The sequence below is a fragment of the Agromyces sp. NPDC029043 genome (assembly GCF_055564615.1).
Genome location: NZ_JBVHVX010000009.1, coordinates 53,614 through 69,851, shown reverse-complemented (window position 1 = coordinate 69,851; position 16,238 = coordinate 53,614). Strand labels below are relative to the sequence as shown.

Genomic DNA, 16,238 nt, shown 5'->3' with positions numbered 1-16,238 from the left:
TCAGGCCGTCCGGTCCTCCTCGCGCGAGTAGGCGAGGCGGACCGGCGGCCAGAGCAGCAGCCCGATGATCGTCATGGCCGGCACGAGCAGCGCCCAGCCGACGTCGGGTCGGGCGAACAGTCCCTGGAACGCGCCGACCGCCACCGACAGCTGCAGCACCTGCCACACGATCGCGGCGGCCCGCGACCACGGGGCGCGGCGGGCGGATGCCACGGCGATCGCGCTCACCCAGGCCGCCGCGATCGCGACGAGCACGATGAGCGCGATGGCGGTCGCGATGGAGGACGGCCGCAGGACGAGCAGGTCCACGACCAGCCAGGCGAGGACCGCGACGAGCGCGGCCGCCTCGACGAACAGCAGCACCGTGACGGTCGCCAGCGCCGCCCGGACGCCGCCCCCCACGGGCGTTTCGAGCGGGTCTCCGGACGCCCCGTCAGGGCCCCGATCAGGGCGTCGATTCACAGGGTTCTCCCGAAGTGCACTCTTGATTCGCTTCCATGCCTATGCGACCATTTATGAGGCCGAATTGATGCTCACAGGGACGTGAGCCGATCGATTCTCGATCCTACTTCCCGAGATTCGGCTTTCCCCCTGCAGCACCGCCGGTTCCCGGCTGCGCACGCGTGCGCGACCGCTGCGAACCGACAACACAAGGAGCATCTACATGGATTGGCGCGACAAAGCCGCCTGCCTCACTGCCGACCCCGAGCTGTTCTTCCCGGTGGGCAACACCGGTCCGGCCGTCGACCAGATCGAGAAGGCCAAGGCCGTCTGCGCCCGATGCACCGTCACGGAGATCTGCCTCCAGTACGCCCTCGAGACCGGCCAGGACTCGGGCGTCTGGGGAGGCCTCAGCGAGGATGAGCGCCGCGCCCTGAAGCGCCGCGCCGCTCGCGCACGTCGCGCCGGCTGATCAGGCGCGCATCGCGCGCCGCGGCTCCGGCGGCCTGACGGCCGCCCCGCCCGGAGGCGTCTCCCGGACGGCGCGCACGCTCCCCGCAGCACCCGAATGCGAACGGCACCCGCGAGGTCACCTCGCGGGTGCCGTCTCGTTCTCCCCGCCTCAGGCCGCGGTGATCCAGCGCAGCGGCACCTCGATCGTGACCTCGGTGCCGCTGCCGACGACCGTGTGCCAGTCGATGGTGCCGCCGAGCTCGCCCTGGATGAGCGTTCGGACGATCTGCGTGCCGAGCCCCTCGCCCACCTTGCCCTCCGGCAGGCCCGAGCCGGTGTCGCGCACCTGCACGATGAGCATCGAGTCGGACCGGCTCGCGAGCACCTCGACGTCGCCCTCCTGGCCGGCGAGGCCGTGCTCGACGGCGTTGGTGACGAGCTCGGTGAGCGCGAGGGCCAGCGGCGTCGCGTACTCGCTCGGCAGCACGCCGAACGAGCCCGACTTCTTCGGGTGCGCGGTGGTGTTGTGCGCGGCCGCGACCTCGGCGACGAGCAGCAGCGCCCGGTCGAACACCTCGTCGAAGTCGACGTTCTGGCTGAGTCCCTCGGACAGCGTGTCGTGCACGACCGCGATGGCGCCGACGCGGCGCATCGCCTGCGTCAGCGCCTCCCGCGCCTCGTCGGAGTGCGTGCGCCGCGCCTGGATGCGCAGCAACGACGCGACCGTCTGGAGGTTGTTCTTGACCCGGTGGTGGATCTCGCGGATCGTCGCATCCTTCGTGATGAGCTCCTGCTCCTGGTGGCGCAGCTCGGTCACGTCGCGCGTGAGCACGATCGCGCCGGTGCGCTCGCCGCGCCGGCGGATGGGGATGGCGCGCAGCGACACCGTCACGCCGCGCGACTCGACGTCGGTGCGCCATGGCGCGCGCCCCGTCACCACGAGCGGAAGCGACTCGTCGACGACGAGCTTGCCCGAGAGCAGGCGCGATGCGACGTCGGCGAGCGACTGACCCTCGAGCTCGTCGTCGAAGCCCATCCGATTGAACGCCGAGAGCGCGTTGGGACTCGCGAACGTCGTGATGCCGTCGACGTCGAGCCGGATCAGGCCGTCGGACGCGCGGGGCGCGCCGCGACGCGGGCCGGTGGGCGCGCCGAGGTCGGGGAAGTCGCCCGACGCGATCATCTGGAACAGCTCGCCCGCGCAGTCGTTGAACGTCAGCTCCTGACGGCTCGGCGTGCGCGTGGACCCGAGGTTGGTGTGCCGGGTGATGACCGCGACGGGCTCGGGCGCGAGCTCGGTGCCGGTGACGGAGAGCCGGCGCATGACCGGGACGGATCGCACCCGCGTCGGCATCTCCTCGTACCAGTCGGGCGCCGACGAGTCGACGATCTGGCGGCTCGCGAACGCCTCGGACACGAGCCCCCGCCACTCGGCGCGGATCGCCTGGCCCACGAAGTCGCGGTAGAACAGCGTCGCCGCGCTCGACGGGCGCGAGTGCGCGACCGCGACGAAGTCGTCGTCACCGGACGGCACCCACAGCACGATGTCGGCGAAGGCGAGGTCGGCGAGCAGCTGCAGGTCGCCGACGAGCATGTGCAGCCAGTCGACGTCGGCCTGGCTGCTGCGCCCTTGGGCGAGGACGAGGTCACTGAGGGTCGACATCCGTCCAGCGTAGCGATCATCGTGCGCGCCGCCGTGACCGTGCCGACCCGCTGCGCTCAGGCGGCCGCCGTGCGACGTCGCCAGGCGCCGAGGGGCGCGCGCCGCCCGCGCGGCTCGGGTTCGGGCAGGAGACGCTCGTCGACGTACGCGCGGAACGCCGCCCGCAGGGGTGAGCGCGCCGCGGCGTCGCGCAGGGTGCGGGCCGTGAGGATCGCGGCATCGGACGCGCGGCCGTCGTGCGGGAGGAGGATGGCGTCGGCGAGGCCCGCGAAGCGGCGCAGGGTCTGCCGGACCTGCGCGTGCGCGTCGATGCCGAGCGCACTCGTGCGAACCCGGTTCACGAGCACGTCGATGCGCTCGGCGTCGACGAGTTCGACCAGTTCGGCGTGGCCGCGGAGCAGGCGCGACAGCCCGACCGGGTCGGCGAGGCCGATCGCGACGACGCGGTCGGCCGACTCGAGCGCCGCGAACGTCGCCGCGTTGCGTCGCGGTGCGAAGGCGTCGCTCGTGAGCTCCTCGTCGCGCTCGAGGCTGAAGCCGGTGTCGACGACGACGTACTCGAACCGCGCACGCATGGCCTGCAGCGCGGCCGCGACCCGGTCGTGCGCGAGCTCGGGCCACCGGCTCGGGCCGACGAGGCCGGTGAACACGTCGAACGACGCGCGAGGAGAGGAGTAGCGCTGCGCGATCCGTTCGAGCTCGGCGCGGTCGAGCGCGCCCGACCCCGCGAGCCGGCATGCCGACGCGAAGCCCGGGGCCTCGTCGAGCAGGCCCAGTGCCGGTGCGATCGCGCCGCCGTACGGGTCGGCGTCGACGAGCGCGACCAGATGGCCGGCTGCCGCGAGCTCGGCGGCGAGGTTGATCGCCGCGGTGGTCCGTCCCGGCGCCCCGGCAGGGCCCCAGACGGCGATGAGCCCGGACGCGCCGACCGACGACCGCGGGACGTCGGCGCCGTCGCCGAGGCGTGATGGGACCGGGACGCCGCCGGAGACGAGCGCCTCGAGTTCGACGACGTCACCGGCGGCGTCGAGCACCTCGTGCAGGCCCAACCGAGTCGCCTGGGCGCGGTCGTGGTCGGTGTCGGCGAGGGCGATCACGCGGATGCCGCGCTCGTCGCACGCCGAGAGGAGGTCGGCCGTGAGCGTGGTGCGCCCGGCGCCGACGACGACCACGTCGGGGGCGAGCGCGTCGAGTGCGTCGAGGACGTCGCGCCAGCCCACGAGCCGCGCGACGATCGTGTGGCCGGCCTCCACGAGGTGGGCGAGGATCCGATCCTCCACCGAGGGGTCGAGCGCGAACGCGAGCCGCGCCATCAGCCGTCACCGGGGAGTCGGGCGGGAACCAGGTCGATCGTGTCGCCCGACGCGAGCGCCTCGAGCACCGCAGCCGTGCGGTCGCGCGGGATCAGCAGCTCGACGCTGGGCCCGTCGGAGGCCATCATGCCCTCCGACTCGACGACGGCGGCGACCTGCGCGCCCGACACGAGCACGACCGGCGGCTCGACGGCGCCCCGCTCGAGCTCATCGGCGCTCCACACGTCGACCAGGGCACCCGACTCGATGCCGCGCGCCAGCGGCCCCCGGCTCGGCACGACGACGGTCGCGAGGCCGGTCGTGTCGCGATCGGCGACGGATGCCGCCGGGAGCAGTTCGCCCGCGCGGACCGTGCGCACGACCACGAGTCCCTCCTCGGGCACGTCGTCGGGCCGGACGTACCCGTCGGCGAGCGAGCCCAGCCGCACGGACTCGATGCGCAGGTCGGTCGCGCCGATGCGCGCACCGGGCGTGAGAGTGTCGGCGGCGACCAGCACCCGCGTCGTGTCGTCGAGCGCGTCGACGAGCGCCCAGACGCCGATCGCGGATCCGGCCACGAGCACGATGCCGATGAGGAGTCGCGGGTCGATCCGTGCTCCCCCGCGATCGCCTCGCGCACGTCGAACCGCCATCATGGTCTCCTCTCGTGGCCTGCCGCGAACCATCGTGGCGCGACTCCGAGAGGACACCGTGAAGTTATCCACATCTCCTTCCGCGCCGATCGTCGGGGCCGATAATCGAGTGATGATCCAACACGGTCCGGGCGATGCGATCGGCCGCTTCCTCACCGTCGCCGATGCGGCGGAGGTGCTTGCGGTCGACGTCGAGGCCGTGCACGAGCTCATCCGGTCGGGCGAGCTGCCGGCGATCCGCGTCGGCGAGCGCGGGCCCTGGCGCATCGAGCGCACGCAGCTCGAGGTCTGGATCGACGAGCAGTACGAGGCGACCCGGCGGTACTCGGCCTGGCACCAGGGCGAGTTCGCGAACGTGATCGAGCTCTCGGGGGCGCGAGCCGGCGGCATCCGCCCGGTGCTCGACTAGCGGCTCACCGGAACGAGACGAGCACCAGGCGCTCGAACGGCACGATGCGGTAGCCGTGCACATCGCGCTCGCGGCGCGGCACGCCCGGCTCGTGCAACGCGAGGTCGAGGTGATCGCGTGCGACGCGGTCGATCGTGCCGTGGTGGCGTCCGTCGAGGGTGGTGATCTCGACCCCGAGGCGTCGACGGCCGAGGTCGCGCAGCACGAAGGCGAGGCCGATCCGCTCCGCCAGGCGGGTCGCACCCTCGGGGACCGGGTCGAGGCTGCCCTCGAGCTGGTATCGGCCGGGCACCACCGCCGCGATCGCACCGATCGGCACCACGCATTGGCCCGAGCGCGACGCGTCGCCCCCCGGCTCGCCGAGGTGGCCGCTCACCCAGTCGCGCCCGAACGCAGCGGGCCGCACCTGGACGATCGCGCCGCCGACGAGCTCGATCCGCACGGACCCGGCGTCGCCGCCGGCCGCCGCGATCGCCGAGAGCCGATCGCGCAGCGCGAGCCGGCTGATGCGGAGCCGTTCGGACTCGAGGGCGAGCGCGCGCTCCTCCTCCTGCTGCTCATGGTCGAGCTGCGACTCGAGGTCGTCGAACAGCCGGTCCCAGCGCATGCGCCGACGTTACCCCCGCGGGTCCGCCCGCGCGGGGGTTCTCCACAGGCGCGGATTTCCCTTGACACCCCGTGACCGCCCTGAATACGGTTCACTCAGGAACCCCGCACACCCCCGAACAGGGGGCACGCCGTCGTCGCTGCGCCGACGACCGCCCCACCCTACTGGAGCCGTCATGACCGCACGCCTGCCCAGCGAGCCTCGCGCCGCGATCGTCGGAACGAACGCCCGGCGACTCGACGTCGATGACGACGAGTTCGCCCGCCGTCCCTCGGGCCGGGCCGAGCTCCCCGACCCCGAGCGCGTGCTGCACCACCTGACGCACTGCGTCATCGAGGTCCTCGCCGGCGCACGCGATCTCGAGCAGCTCGCGCGGTGGGTGACCGACGACGTGTATCGCAACCTGGGCAAGCGCGTCGTCCTCGCCTCGCGCGCACGCCGCGCCAAGGGGCTCGTGCCCCAGCGGCCGACGTTCTCCATCGGCCGCGTGCACATCAGCGAGCCGGCCGACGGCGTCGTCGAGGGCGTCGTGATGGTGCACCAGCGCGCCCGCTCGCGCGCGGTCGCCATCCGGCTCGAAGGGCTCGACCAACGGTGGCGGGCGAGCGTGATCAACGTGCTCTGAGCGTCCCCGCCCGTCCGCCCATCCAATAGGCTCAGGCGATGGAGCGCTCCGCCCCCTCCTCGCCGGCGAGACGGGCCTCCGCGATGCTGGCGAGCGTCGCGGCGATCGGCTTCTCCGCCGACGACGACGACGACCGCCGCATGGAGAAGTCCGTCCTGACGTTCACGGCGGTCTTCACCGTCGTGGTCGTGACCCCGTGGACCGCGTTCTACTACGCCATCGGCATCCCGCTCGCCGCGGCCGTGCCGACGATCTACATCCTCGCCTCGGTGGCCGGGCTGATCCACCTCCGGTCGACCCGGGACGACCGATGGTTCCGGCTGTCGCAGATCACGATGTTCCTCGTGCTCCCGCCGCTCGTGCACGTGGCCCTCGGCGGGTTCGCCAACAGCAGCGCGGTCGTGCTCTTCGCCCTGGCTGCACCCGTCGGCGCCCTCTCGTTCAGCAGCGTCCACCGCCCGTGGCTGGTGTTCGGGGCGTTCGTGACCATCGTGATCGTGCTGACGCCCTTCGAGGCCGCGCTGCAGGAGCGGGCGCCGTACGTCGAGCCGTGGGTCGTCACGACGTTCTTCGCCGTCAACATCGTCTCGGTCTCGACGATCATGTTCGTCGCCATGCGGGCGTACGTGCGTTCCCGCAACCGCCTCGCCGCGGCCCTCGCCGACGAGCGCGACCGTACCGACCGGATCCTGCGCAACGTGCTCCCGGGTCCGATCGCCGAGCGCCTCGTCACCGGCGAGCACCCCATCGCCGACCGCTACGACGCGGTCGGCGTGCTCATCGCCGACATCGTCGACTTCACGAGCCTGTCCGAGACGATGTCGGCCGATGAGCTCGTGCACGACCTGGGCGCGATGGTCGCCGCGTTCGACGAGCTCGCCGGAGAGCTCGGCGTGACCAAGGTCAAGACGATCGGCGACGCCTACCTCGCGATCTCGGGCGGGCCCGATGCCGGGGCCGATCTCGGCACGCTCGCCGACTTCGCCCTCGGCATCCGTTCCATCGCCGCCGGCCACGCGATCGGCGGGCGGTCGGCGGTCGGCCTGCGGATCGGGATCGCGACCGGTCCGGTCGTGGCGGGCGTGATCGGCCGGTCGCGGTTCCTCTGGGACGTCTACGGCGAGACCGTGAACCGGGCGAGCCGGATGGAGTCGACCGCCCCTCCGGGGGCCATCCAGCTCACCGACGACGCCGCCGACCGGCTCGCCGCCGCGGGCTTCCGGGTGCGCCCGCGCGGCACGATCGAGGTCAAGGGCATGGGCCCAGTGCCCACGTCGTTCCTCGAGGCGCGACGCGACGGCGCATGAACGCCGACGGCCCGGGCATGGCCCGGGCCGTCGTGCGACTCGATGGGCTCAGCGGCCCTTGCGGTCCTGTGCGCGGCGCTCGGCGCGGTTCGCGGGCGCCGGCGCGGCGGCGCCATCCGTGCGCTGCCCGAACGCCCCGCGCGCGGCGGGCTGCTGGACCGGCTGGGCCTGCTGCGGCTGCTGCCCCTGTGCGACGGCGCGGCGCGCGCGGTCGGTCGCGGCTTGCTGCACCTGCCCACGCTGGTTGCGCACCTCGACCCCGCCCGAGTCGCTCGGTGCGGTGTAGCTGAGCTTCTCGTCGGGCGTGCTGGGGCGCGCGAGTCCCTTGGCCTCGATGCGCGGCCCGCCGACACCGGCCTGCGGCGCCACCTCGACCTCGAGGTTGAAGAGGAAGCCGATGGTCTCCTCGCGGATCGAGCCCATCATCTGCTGGAACATCGCGTAGCCCTCGCGCTGGTACTCGACCAGCGGGTCGCGCTGCGCCATGGCACGCAGGCCGATGCCGTCCTTGAGGTAGTCCATCTCGTAGAGGTGGTCGCGCCAGCGGCGGTCGATCACCGAGAGCACGACGCGGCGCTCGAGCTCGCGCATCGCGGGGCCGCCGAGCTGCTGCTCACGGCGCTCGTACGCCAGCTTCGCGTCGGAGATGATCTCGCGGCGCACGAAGTCGCGGTTGATGCGCCCCTTCTCGCCGGCCTCGGCGACGACCTCGTCGATCGTGATGCCGATCGGGTAGAGCGTCTTCAGCTCGGCCCACAGCGCGTCGAAGTCCCACTCGTCGGGGTTGCCGTCGGCCGTGTGCACGTCGAGCACCTCGTCGATGACCTGCTCGAGGAAGCTCTGCACGCGGTCGTGCAGGTCGTCGCCCTCGAGGATGTGGCGGCGGTCGGAGTAGATCGCCTCGCGCTGGCGGTTCAGGACGTCGTCGTACTTGAGGACGTTCTTGCGGATCTCGGCGTTGCGCGCCTCGACCTGCGACTGGGCCGAGCGGATGGCGCGCGTGACGACCTTCGACTCGATGGCGACGTCGTCGGGCACGCCGCGCGACATCAGGCTCTCGGCCGCGCCCGCGTTGAAGAGGCGCATCAGGTCGTCGGTGAGCGAGAGGTAGAAGCGGCTCTCGCCGGGGTCGCCCTGGCGGCCCGAACGGCCGCGGAGCTGGTTGTCGATGCGGCGCGACTCGTGCCGCTCGGTGCCGAGCACGTAGAGCCCGCCCGCCGCGAGGACCTTCTCGGCCTCCCGCGCGGTCTCGGCCTTGACCTGCTCGAACACGGCATCCCATGCCGCCTCGTACTCGTCGGGGGTGTCGACCGGGCTGAGGCCGCGCTCGTGCATCTTCTGCACGGCGATGAACTCGGCGTTGCCGCCGAGCATCACGTCGGTGCCGCGCCCGGCCATGTTCGTGGCGACGGTGACGGCGCCGAGTCGTCCGGCCTGCGCGACGATCGCCGCCTCGCGTGCGTGGTTCTTCGCGTTCAGCACCTCGTGCCGCACGCCCTTCTTGGCGAGCAGGCGCGAGAGGTACTCGCTCTTCTCGACGCTCGTCGTGCCGACGAGGACCGGCTGGCCCTTCTTGTGCCGGTCGACGATGTCCTCGACGACCTGCGCGAACTTCGCCTCCTCGTTCTTGTAGACGAGGTCGGGCTGGTCGATGCGCACCATGGGCTTGTTCGTCGGGATGGGCACGACGCCGAGCTTGTACGTCGACATGAACTCGGCCGCCTCGGTCTCGGCGGTTCCGGTCATGCCCGAGAGCTTGTCGTACAGGCGGAAGTAGTTCTGCAGCGTGACGGTCGCGAGCGTCTGGTTCTCGGCCTTGACCTGCACGCCCTCCTTCGCCTCGATGGCCTGGTGGATGCCCTCGTTGTACCGGCGCCCGACGAGGATGCGGCCCGTGTGCTCGTCGACGATGAGCACCTCGCCGTTCATGACGACGTAGTCCTTGTCGCGCTTGAAGAGCGCGCGCGCCTTGATCGAGTTGTTGAGGAACGAGATGAGCGGCGTGTTCGCCGACTCGTAGAGGTTGTCGATACCGAGGTAGTCCTCGACCTTCTCGATCCCGGGCTCGAGCACGCCGACGGTGCGCTTCTTCTCGTCGACCTCGTAGTCCTCGCCGGGGACCAGGCGCTTGGAGAGGCTCGCGAACTCGGTGAACCACCGGTTGGCCTCGCCCGAGGCGGGGCCGGAGATGATCAGCGGCGTGCGGGCCTCGTCGATCAGGATCGAGTCGACCTCGTCGACGATCGCGAAGTAGTGGCCCCGCTGGACCATGTCGGCGGACTGCCAGGCCATGTTGTCGCGGAGGTAGTCGAAGCCGAACTCGTTGTTCGTGCCGTAGGTGATGTCTGCGGCGTACTGCTCGCGCCGCACCGCCGGGGTCTGGCCCGCCACGATGCAGCCCGTGGTCATGCCGAGGGCGCGGAAGACGCGGCCCATGAGCTCGGACTGGTAGCTCGCGAGGAAGTCGTTGACGGTGACGATGTGCACGCCACGGCTCGTGAGCGCGTTGAGGTAGGCCGCAGTCGTGGCGACGAGCGTCTTGCCCTCGCCGGTCTTCATCTCGGCGATGTTGCCGAGGTGCAGCGCCGCGCCACCCATGAGCTGGACGTCGAAGTGGCGCAGGCCCAGCGTGCGGCGGCTCGCCTCGCGGACGGCGGCGAACGCCTCGGGCAGGAGGTCGTCGAGCGACTCGCCGTTGCCGTAGCGCTCGCGGAGCTCGACGGTCTCGTGCTTGAGCTCGTCGTCGGACAGCGCCCGGAAGTCGTCTTCGAGGGCGTTGATCGCGGCGGCGTAGTTCTCGAGCCGCTTGAGCGTGCGACCCTCGCCGACGCGGAGGACCTTTTCCAGAATCGAAGCCACGAACTGCTCTCCCGTTGTCGTCAGGCGTGCGACGTCGGGGTGGGGCACCCGCGCACGCCGGAGGATCCGCCTGTGCAGACGGACATCATAGCCATGCTAGTGGGCAGCGGTCTGGGCGTCGGCCCCGGGCGGGCGGTGGGCCCGGCCGGGGCCGACAGCTCCTGGAGGGTCGGACTCCTCAGGCGCCGGTGCGGGCGAGCGAGGCGGTGGCCGTCTCGGAGGTGGCGTCGGCCGCGCCATGCTCGTCGAGCCCGATCAGCCCGTAGTCCCAGCCCTTGCGGCGGTAGACGACGCTGGGCCGGTGGGACTCGGCGTCGATGAAGAGGTAGAAGTCGTGGCCGACGAGCTCCATGTGGTACAGGGCGTCGTCGACGGTCATGGGGGTCGCGGCGAAGGTCTTGCGGCGGATGACGACCGGCGAGTAGGCCTCGTCCTCCTCCTGCTCGGACGTCTCGGTCACGACGGGGATGTTGCCCGTGCGGACCTTCTCGAGGATCTCGACGTCGGCCGCCTGCACGCCCACGTCGGTGAAGCCGGCATCGGTCGCCTCGCGCAGCGAGGTCGGTCGCCGGCTGCCGCCGCGGTGCATCTTGCGGCGGTCCTTGGCGCGGCGGATGCGCTCGAGGAGACGCCCGAGCGCGACGTCGAACGCCGCGTACTTGTCGGCCCCGTCGGCCTCGGCGCGGACCACCGGTCCCTTGCCGACGAGGGTGAGCTCGACGCGGTCGAGCCCGGAGTTGCCGTTCTTCTCGTTGTGTCGGCTCACCTTCACGTCGAGGGAGATGGCACGGTCGGACAGGTTGGAGACCTTCTCCGCCTTCTCGGCGGTGTAGGCGCGGAATCGATCGGTCACTTCCAGGTTGCGTCCGACGATGTTCAGTTCCATGAGGACCTCCATCTCACCGGCGTGTCACCCGGGTAGAGGGTGGTTCGACCACGCCTGTCCTGACACCGTAGCCCCCGGGATGACGGATGTCACGAGCCGTTCGTCCGGTGTTCAGGTGATCCACGGGAACCCGCAGCGGCGTGTGCGCGAGCACCGCGATCGCCTCGACCGATCCCCCGGCCGACCGGATGGCGCGGGCCGCCTCGGCGAGCGTGGAACCGGTCGTGACCACGTCGTCGACGAGCACGAAGCGCCGGCCGTCGAGCCGTCGACGCGGCGCGATCGACCCCGCCGCGTTGGCCCGCCGGGCGGCGCGGTCGAGGCCGGCCTGGTCGGCTCGGTCGCGTGCGACGAGCACGTCGGACGCACGGAAGCCGGCGCGGCGGACGAGCAGGACGACCGGGTCGTATCCGCGCGCGCGACGTGCCGCCGCGGTCGAAGGCACCGCCGCGACCTCGAGCGGGCCGGCGCCGCCGATCTCGGCGCAGGCGGCGGCGAGGGCGGCCCGGAGCGCCGGGGCGAGGGCGGCCGCGGCATCCGTGCGGCCCTCGTCCTTGAACGAGCGGATGGCGCGTGCCGCGGCGCCCTCGTAGGTCAGGCCCGCCCACGCGTCGACGCCGGGGCGGCGGGCCAGGACCGTTCGCGGCGCCAGCTCGCCGCGGCATCCGGTGCACGCGGTCCGGTCGGACGCGCCGCAGCCCACGCACTCGACGGGAAGGACGAGCGCGACCGCGTCGGCGAGCGCCTCGACGGCGAGGCGCGCGAGGCGACGCGCGGACGCGAGGCGGGCGGGCGACGGTGTCACGGGGCCATCCTCGCCAGCGGGCGGACCCGGGCGCGTCGCGCGCGCGACGCCGCCGCGCCGCAATCGGTCGATCCCAGCTGTGGAGGACGGGTCGACGCCGCGCGCTCAGCCGGTCTGCTGCGTGGCGATGAAGCGGACCTCGCGCGCCTGCACCTGCCATCCGACGCCCGCCTGCGTCGCGAGGTCGCCGTCGGCCGTGAGCACGCGGAGGTCGCGCAGGCTGTTGGCGCCGTCGACCTGGACCGCGCCTGCCGGCCCCTCGCGCGGCTCGGCGGGCGCCCCGAGCTCCTGCAGGACGAGCCTGGCCTCGCCCCCGGCCGTCTCGCTCAGCGTGCCGACCGTGCGGGCGTCGAGCCACGCGACGTCGAGCGGCGAGCCCGCGGCATCCTCCAGTTCGAGGGCGACCCGGCCGAGCGCGATCGGCTGCCCGGCCTCGTCGCGCTGGATCGACGCGGCGACCACGCGGGTGCGCGCGCCGTCGGCGAGGAGCACCACGAGGCGCGTGCCGTCGCGCGACACCTCGAGTGAGGCGATCCGCGACGACGTCCACGGCACGGCGATCTGGGCGCCCTCGGCGCCGTCGGCGGAGAACCACGCGAGCTGGTCGGGCGAGTCGGCGGGAACCGACCAGACGATCCCGTCGACGTCGAGCGCCGGCACGATGAGCCCGTCGCGCGGGTCGAGGAGCACCGACGAGGCGTCGTCGCGCACGAGCCACACGCCGTCGTCGGCGCGCACCGCGGCGGCGGTCGCGCCGGGACCGAGGGCGGCGCCGGTGGGGGCGAGCGCGACCACCTGCCCGGAGATCCCCGCGATGGGCACGACCTGGTCGCCCGAGGAGGCCAGGAAGCCGAACGACTCGCCGTCGAAGACCAGCGTCCGCGGGTCGACGCGCGGGGCCGTCTCGGGCCGGTCGGTGAGCGCGACCGAGTCGAGCGGCACGCCGTTCAGCGAGAGCTGCACGTCGTCGACGTTCCGGACCCCCTGCAGGCTCTGCTCGAGCTGGTACTGCATGAGCTGGATGGTCCGGAGGTTGTCGAACGCGGCACCCGCGAGCGACACCTGCGCGACGCCGTCGCTCACGGGCACGGTCGTGGGGTCCAGCGCGAGGTCATCGGGGAAGGCCGAGACCACCCCGGGGGCGAGCCACTCCGCCGGTCCGGCGAGCAGGGCCCGCACGATCCTGGTCTGCACCGCCTCCCGCCCGGCGAACCAGCGCACGTCGGGCACGACGAAGCGGTACTGCGGATCGAAGAACGCCAGGGTGTACTCCCGGTACACGAGGCCGAAGTTCGTCTCGTCGATGAGCACGCCCGGGGGCGCGCTCGAGATGCGCCACTCGTCGTCGACCTGCTCGAAGACGTACTCGAGCTGCACCGGGGCGCTCGAGGAGGACTCGAGGTACTGGCCGTTCGGCGCGAGGTTCGCCGTCGGCACCGCCTGCGCGCGGATGACGTCCTCGGCCAGGCGCGTGAACGAGCGGTCGGCGAGCTCGTCGATCGTGACGCCCGTGTCGGCCTCCCACTCGGCGGCGAACTCCTCGGTGAGGAACTCGCGCGCGATCTCGTAGTTCGCGCTGGGGCTGGCGGCGGCGTCGATGAAGCCGTCGAGGATCTGCTGCTGCGTCGCGCCCGGCTGCGGGCCCCGGACGAGGACGTCCAGGTCGACGGACTGGTCGGGCGTGTCGGCCAGGCCCGCGTTGACCGTGCCGCTCGTCGGGATCGACGCGCAGCCGGCCGTGACGGCGAGCAGCGCGGCGCCGACCACGGCGAGCGCCACGCGACCGGCGCGGGTCGCCGCGCGGACGGCGGAGCCCCTACGCATCGTGCACCTCCTCGACGACCGCCCTGCCGGTCGGATGGGACGGCGGGAGACCGGGCCCGGTCGCCTCCGGATCGTCGGGCTCGAGGGGCAACGGCGACACGATCGTCGCCGGGTCGATGCCCCGGTTGCGCGGCAGCGTGAGCCGGAACACGGTGCCGCGCCCCGGGGCCGACCACACGTCGATCGTGCCGCCGTGGCCCGCGGCATCCTCGAGCGAGATCGCGAGGCCGAGGCCGGTGCCGCCGAGGGTGCGGCGGCGGCTGGGGTCGGCCCGCCAGAACCGGTCGAACACGCGCGCCGCGTCCTCCTCGGACATCCCGAGCCCGTAGTCGCGCACCGACAGCGCGACGGCGGTGGCGTTGCTGTCGACGGACACCACGATGGGGCGGCCCTCGCCGTGCTCGATGGCGTTGCCCACGAGGTTGCGCACGATCCGGCGGATGCGGCGCGGATCGACGTCGGCGTCGAGGTGGCCGCCGGGCGCCTCGAGGCGCAGGTCGCTGCCGCGCTCGAGCGCGAGCGCGTGCATCGACTCGATGGTCTCGCCCGCGAGGTGCACGAGGTTCGTCGGCTCGGTCTCGAGCTCGACCGACCCCGCGTCGTACCGGCTGATCTCGAGCAGGTCGGCGAGCAGGTTCTCGAAGCGCTCGGTCTGCGTGCGCAGGAGCTCGACCGTGCGGGCCGTCGGCGGCGCGAAGTCCTCGCGCTGACCGTAGAGGACGTCGCCGGCCAGCCGGATGGTCGTCAGCGGCGTTCGGAGCTCGTGGGAGACATCCGACACGAACCGCTGCTGGACCACCGAGAGGTCGGCCAGCTCTCGGATCCGAGCCTGCAGCGTGTCGGCCATGCCGTTGAACGAGGCCGCGAGCGCGGCGAGCTCATCCTCGCCCTTGACGGGAAGCCGCACGCCGAGATCGCCCGCGGCGAGGCGCCGGCTCGTCGCCGCGACGGCCTGGATGGGCTCGATGACCCAGCGCACGACGATGAGGGTGATGGCGCTCAGCATCGCGATGAGCGCGATGGCGCCGATCGCGCCCGTGAGCTGCATGAAGGCGAGCGTCTGCGCGGCATCCGCGAGGTCGTAGCCGATGTAGACCTCGTAGCGGCCGGCGCCCTCGATCACCAGGTCGCTGCCGACCACGACGCCCGGCGAGGGCGCCCCGTCGCGGTCGGCGAGTTCGACCGACTGCCAGAACTGCCCGCCGGGATTCTCCTGCACGCGCTCGCGGAGCTCGGGCGAGATGCGGCCGCCGAGCCCGGGGGCCAGGAAGTCGGGCGGGGCGATCGCGGTCGGCGCGGTGTCGGGCTCGCGGAACAGCGCGATGTCGGGGCTGCCCGACACGCTGATGATCGTGCGGATGGCCGAGTTCGTGTCGGCCTGCACGGTCGCGCGGTCCGCGGCATCCGACGAGGCCAGGATGCCCTGTGCGGCCGCGTTCGCCGTCGCCGACGACGCGAGGACGCGCTCGACCTGCGCCTGGAAGAGGTTGGACGCGACGGTGAACGAGATCGTGAAGCCGATGACGAGGATCGCGAGGCTCGACAGTCCGAGCGTGATGAGCACCGTGCGGAACTGCAGCGAGCGCCGCCACAGCGTGCCGAGCCGGCTCGCGCGGTCGCGCACCCACCGGGCGGCCCGCACCGCCGGGTTCGCCGCCGCCGACACGTACGGCTCCCGCCTCAGGTGGTGGCGCCGGCGCGGTAGCCCACGCCGCGCACGGTCATCACGATCCGCGGGTTGTCGGGGTCGTGCTCCACCTTGGCGCGCAGCCGCTGCACGTGCACGTTCACGAGCCGCGTGTCGGCCTTGTAGTGGTAGCCCCAGACCTGCTCGAGCAGCATCTCGCGTGTGAAAACCTGCTGGGGCTTGGAGGCGAGGGTGAGCAGCAGGTCGAACTCGAGCGGCGTGAGGTTGATGCGCTGGTCGCCGCGCCGGACCTCGTGGCCGGCGGCGTCGATCTCGAGGTCGCCGATCGAGATCGTCTCGACGACCGACTCGGGCGTCGGACGCAGGCGGGTCCGGATGCGCGCCACGAGCTCCTTCGGGTTGAAGGGCTTGACCATGTAGTCATCGGCGCCGGACTCGAGCCCGCGCACGACGTCGGCCGTGTCGCCCTTCGCGGTGAGCATGATGATCGGCGTGCCCGACTCCGCCCGGATGCGGCCGCACACCTCGATGCCGTCGATGCCGGGCAGCATGAGGTCGAGCAGGACCAGGTCGGGACGGGTCTCGCGGAAGGCCGCGAGCGCCCCCGCGCCGTCGGCGCAGAAGGCCGGGTCGAACCCCTCGGTGCGCAGCACGATCCCGATCATCTCGGCGAGGGCCGTGTCGTCGTCGACGACGAGTACGCGTGGCGTCATCCGTTCGTTCTCCGTCGGGGCCGGCGCACGCGCCGGGCCGGAACCAGTGCCCC

Annotated in this window: 15 protein-coding genes; 4 read left to right on the top strand and 11 right to left on the bottom strand. The window is 72.6% G+C overall.

Going from position 1 to position 16,238, the window contains the following annotated elements:
- Positions 1-402: a hypothetical protein gene (locus tag ACZ4TW_RS12850; RefSeq protein ID WP_465543119.1), complete on the bottom strand. Its 402-nt coding sequence runs from the start codon at positions 400-402 to the stop codon at positions 1-3.
- 262 nt (positions 403-664) lie between these two features.
- On the opposite strand from ACZ4TW_RS12850, the gene ACZ4TW_RS12845 reads away from it, so the two are divergent.
- Positions 665-913: a WhiB family transcriptional regulator gene (locus ACZ4TW_RS12845; RefSeq protein WP_055859573.1), complete on the top strand. Its 249-nt coding sequence runs from the start codon at positions 665-667 to the stop codon at positions 911-913.
- 150 nt (positions 914-1,063) lie between these two features.
- Here the strand turns inward: ACZ4TW_RS12845 and ACZ4TW_RS12840 are convergent, their stop codons facing one another.
- From ACZ4TW_RS12840 to ACZ4TW_RS12830, 3 genes are read right to left on the bottom strand one after another with little or no spacing between them, the layout of a single operon-like run.
- On the bottom strand, positions 1,064-2,557 hold the full coding sequence (locus ACZ4TW_RS12840; RefSeq protein WP_465543118.1) for a sensor histidine kinase: 1,494 nt from the start codon (positions 2,555-2,557) through the stop codon (positions 1,064-1,066).
- A 56-nt stretch (positions 2,558-2,613) separates the two neighbouring features.
- Positions 2,614-3,870: an AAA family ATPase gene (locus ACZ4TW_RS12835; RefSeq protein WP_465543117.1), complete on the bottom strand. Its 1,257-nt coding sequence runs from the start codon at positions 3,868-3,870 to the stop codon at positions 2,614-2,616.
- Positions 3,870-4,502, bottom strand: a complete 633-nt coding sequence (locus tag ACZ4TW_RS12830) for an SAF domain-containing protein (protein WP_465543116.1) — start codon at positions 4,500-4,502, stop codon at positions 3,870-3,872. The genes ACZ4TW_RS12835 and ACZ4TW_RS12830 overlap by 1 nt, the downstream gene beginning before the upstream one ends.
- A 112-nt stretch (positions 4,503-4,614) precedes the next feature.
- Here ACZ4TW_RS12830 and ACZ4TW_RS12825 point away from each other — a divergent pair, with 112 nt between their 5' ends.
- On the top strand, positions 4,615-4,911 hold the full coding sequence (locus ACZ4TW_RS12825) for a helix-turn-helix domain-containing protein (protein ID WP_465543115.1): 297 nt from the start codon (positions 4,615-4,617) through the stop codon (positions 4,909-4,911).
- A gap of 4 nt (positions 4,912-4,915) precedes the next feature.
- Here the strand turns inward: ACZ4TW_RS12825 and ACZ4TW_RS12820 are convergent, their stop codons facing one another.
- A complete protein-coding gene (locus ACZ4TW_RS12820; RefSeq protein ID WP_465543114.1) occupies positions 4,916-5,518 on the bottom strand; it encodes a hypothetical protein in 603 nt (200 codons plus the stop codon).
- 175 nt (positions 5,519-5,693) lie between these two features.
- Here ACZ4TW_RS12820 and ACZ4TW_RS12815 point away from each other — a divergent pair, with 175 nt between their 5' ends.
- Both ACZ4TW_RS12815 and ACZ4TW_RS12810 read left to right on the top strand, forming a co-directional pair.
- Complete coding sequence (locus ACZ4TW_RS12815; RefSeq protein ID WP_465543113.1) at positions 5,694-6,143, top strand: Rv3235 family protein; 450 nt, start codon at positions 5,694-5,696, stop codon at positions 6,141-6,143.
- 38 nt (positions 6,144-6,181) lie between these two features.
- Positions 6,182-7,450, top strand: a complete 1,269-nt coding sequence (locus ACZ4TW_RS12810) for an adenylate/guanylate cyclase domain-containing protein (protein ID WP_465543112.1) — start codon at positions 6,182-6,184, stop codon at positions 7,448-7,450.
- Between the two features lie 48 nt (positions 7,451-7,498).
- On the opposite strand, the gene secA is transcribed toward ACZ4TW_RS12810, so the two are convergent.
- The 6 genes from secA to mtrA all read right to left on the bottom strand — a co-directional run bounded on the left by secA (position 7,499) and on the right by mtrA (position 16,185).
- Positions 7,499-10,309 carry a preprotein translocase subunit SecA gene (gene secA, locus ACZ4TW_RS12805; protein ID WP_465543111.1) on the bottom strand — a complete coding sequence of 937 codons (2,811 nt, stop codon included), beginning with the start codon at positions 10,307-10,309 and terminating at the stop codon, positions 7,499-7,501.
- A 178-nt stretch (positions 10,310-10,487) separates the two neighbouring features.
- The gene (gene hpf / locus ACZ4TW_RS12800; RefSeq protein WP_465543110.1) at positions 10,488-11,195 is read right to left on the bottom strand and encodes a ribosome hibernation-promoting factor, HPF/YfiA family; all 708 of its coding nucleotides are present in this window, start codon (positions 11,193-11,195) and stop codon (positions 10,488-10,490) included.
- A gap of 13 nt (positions 11,196-11,208) precedes the next feature.
- Positions 11,209-12,000 (bottom strand): ComF family protein, encoded by a 792-nt coding sequence (locus tag ACZ4TW_RS12795; protein WP_465543109.1) that lies wholly within the window; start codon positions 11,998-12,000, stop codon positions 11,209-11,211.
- A gap of 105 nt (positions 12,001-12,105) precedes the next feature.
- Positions 12,106-13,824, bottom strand: a complete 1,719-nt coding sequence (locus ACZ4TW_RS12790) for an LpqB family beta-propeller domain-containing protein (RefSeq protein ID WP_465543108.1) — start codon at positions 13,822-13,824, stop codon at positions 12,106-12,108.
- Positions 13,817-15,490, bottom strand: a complete 1,674-nt coding sequence (mtrB, locus tag ACZ4TW_RS12785) for an MtrAB system histidine kinase MtrB (protein WP_465543107.1) — start codon at positions 15,488-15,490, stop codon at positions 13,817-13,819. Before mtrB ends, ACZ4TW_RS12790 begins: the two co-directional genes overlap by 8 nt.
- Before the next feature lie 14 nt (positions 15,491-15,504).
- Complete coding sequence (mtrA, locus tag ACZ4TW_RS12780) at positions 15,505-16,185, bottom strand: MtrAB system response regulator MtrA (RefSeq protein WP_465543106.1); 681 nt, start codon at positions 16,183-16,185, stop codon at positions 15,505-15,507.
- Positions 16,186-16,238: the final 53 nt, after the last annotated feature.

Excerpts from the sequence above, each read along its gene's own strand:
- ACZ4TW_RS12845 (WP_055859573.1), top strand. The coding sequence starts at position 665 with ATGGATTGGCGCGACAAAGCCGCCTGCCTCACTGCCGACCCCGAGCTG.
- ACZ4TW_RS12840 (WP_465543118.1), bottom strand. The coding sequence starts at position 2,557 with ATGTCGACCCTCAGTGACCTCGTCCTCGCCCAAGGGCGCAGCAGCCAG.
- ACZ4TW_RS12835 (WP_465543117.1), bottom strand. The coding sequence starts at position 3,870 with ATGGCGCGGCTCGCGTTCGCGCTCGACCCCTCGGTGGAGGATCGGATC.
- ACZ4TW_RS12830 (WP_465543116.1), bottom strand. The coding sequence starts at position 4,502 with ATGGCGGTTCGACGTGCGCGAGGCGATCGCGGGGGAGCACGGATCGAC.
- ACZ4TW_RS12825 (WP_465543115.1), top strand. The coding sequence starts at position 4,615 with ATGATCCAACACGGTCCGGGCGATGCGATCGGCCGCTTCCTCACCGTC.
- ACZ4TW_RS12820 (WP_465543114.1), bottom strand. The coding sequence starts at position 5,518 with ATGCGCTGGGACCGGCTGTTCGACGACCTCGAGTCGCAGCTCGACCAT.
- ACZ4TW_RS12815 (WP_465543113.1), top strand. The coding sequence starts at position 5,694 with ATGACCGCACGCCTGCCCAGCGAGCCTCGCGCCGCGATCGTCGGAACG.
- ACZ4TW_RS12810 (WP_465543112.1), top strand. The coding sequence starts at position 6,182 with ATGGAGCGCTCCGCCCCCTCCTCGCCGGCGAGACGGGCCTCCGCGATG.
- hpf (WP_465543110.1), bottom strand. The coding sequence starts at position 11,195 with ATGGAACTGAACATCGTCGGACGCAACCTGGAAGTGACCGATCGATTC.
- ACZ4TW_RS12790 (WP_465543108.1), bottom strand. The coding sequence starts at position 13,824 with ATGCGTAGGGGCTCCGCCGTCCGCGCGGCGACCCGCGCCGGTCGCGTG.
- mtrA (WP_465543106.1), bottom strand. The coding sequence starts at position 16,185 with ATGACGCCACGCGTACTCGTCGTCGACGACGACACGGCCCTCGCCGAG.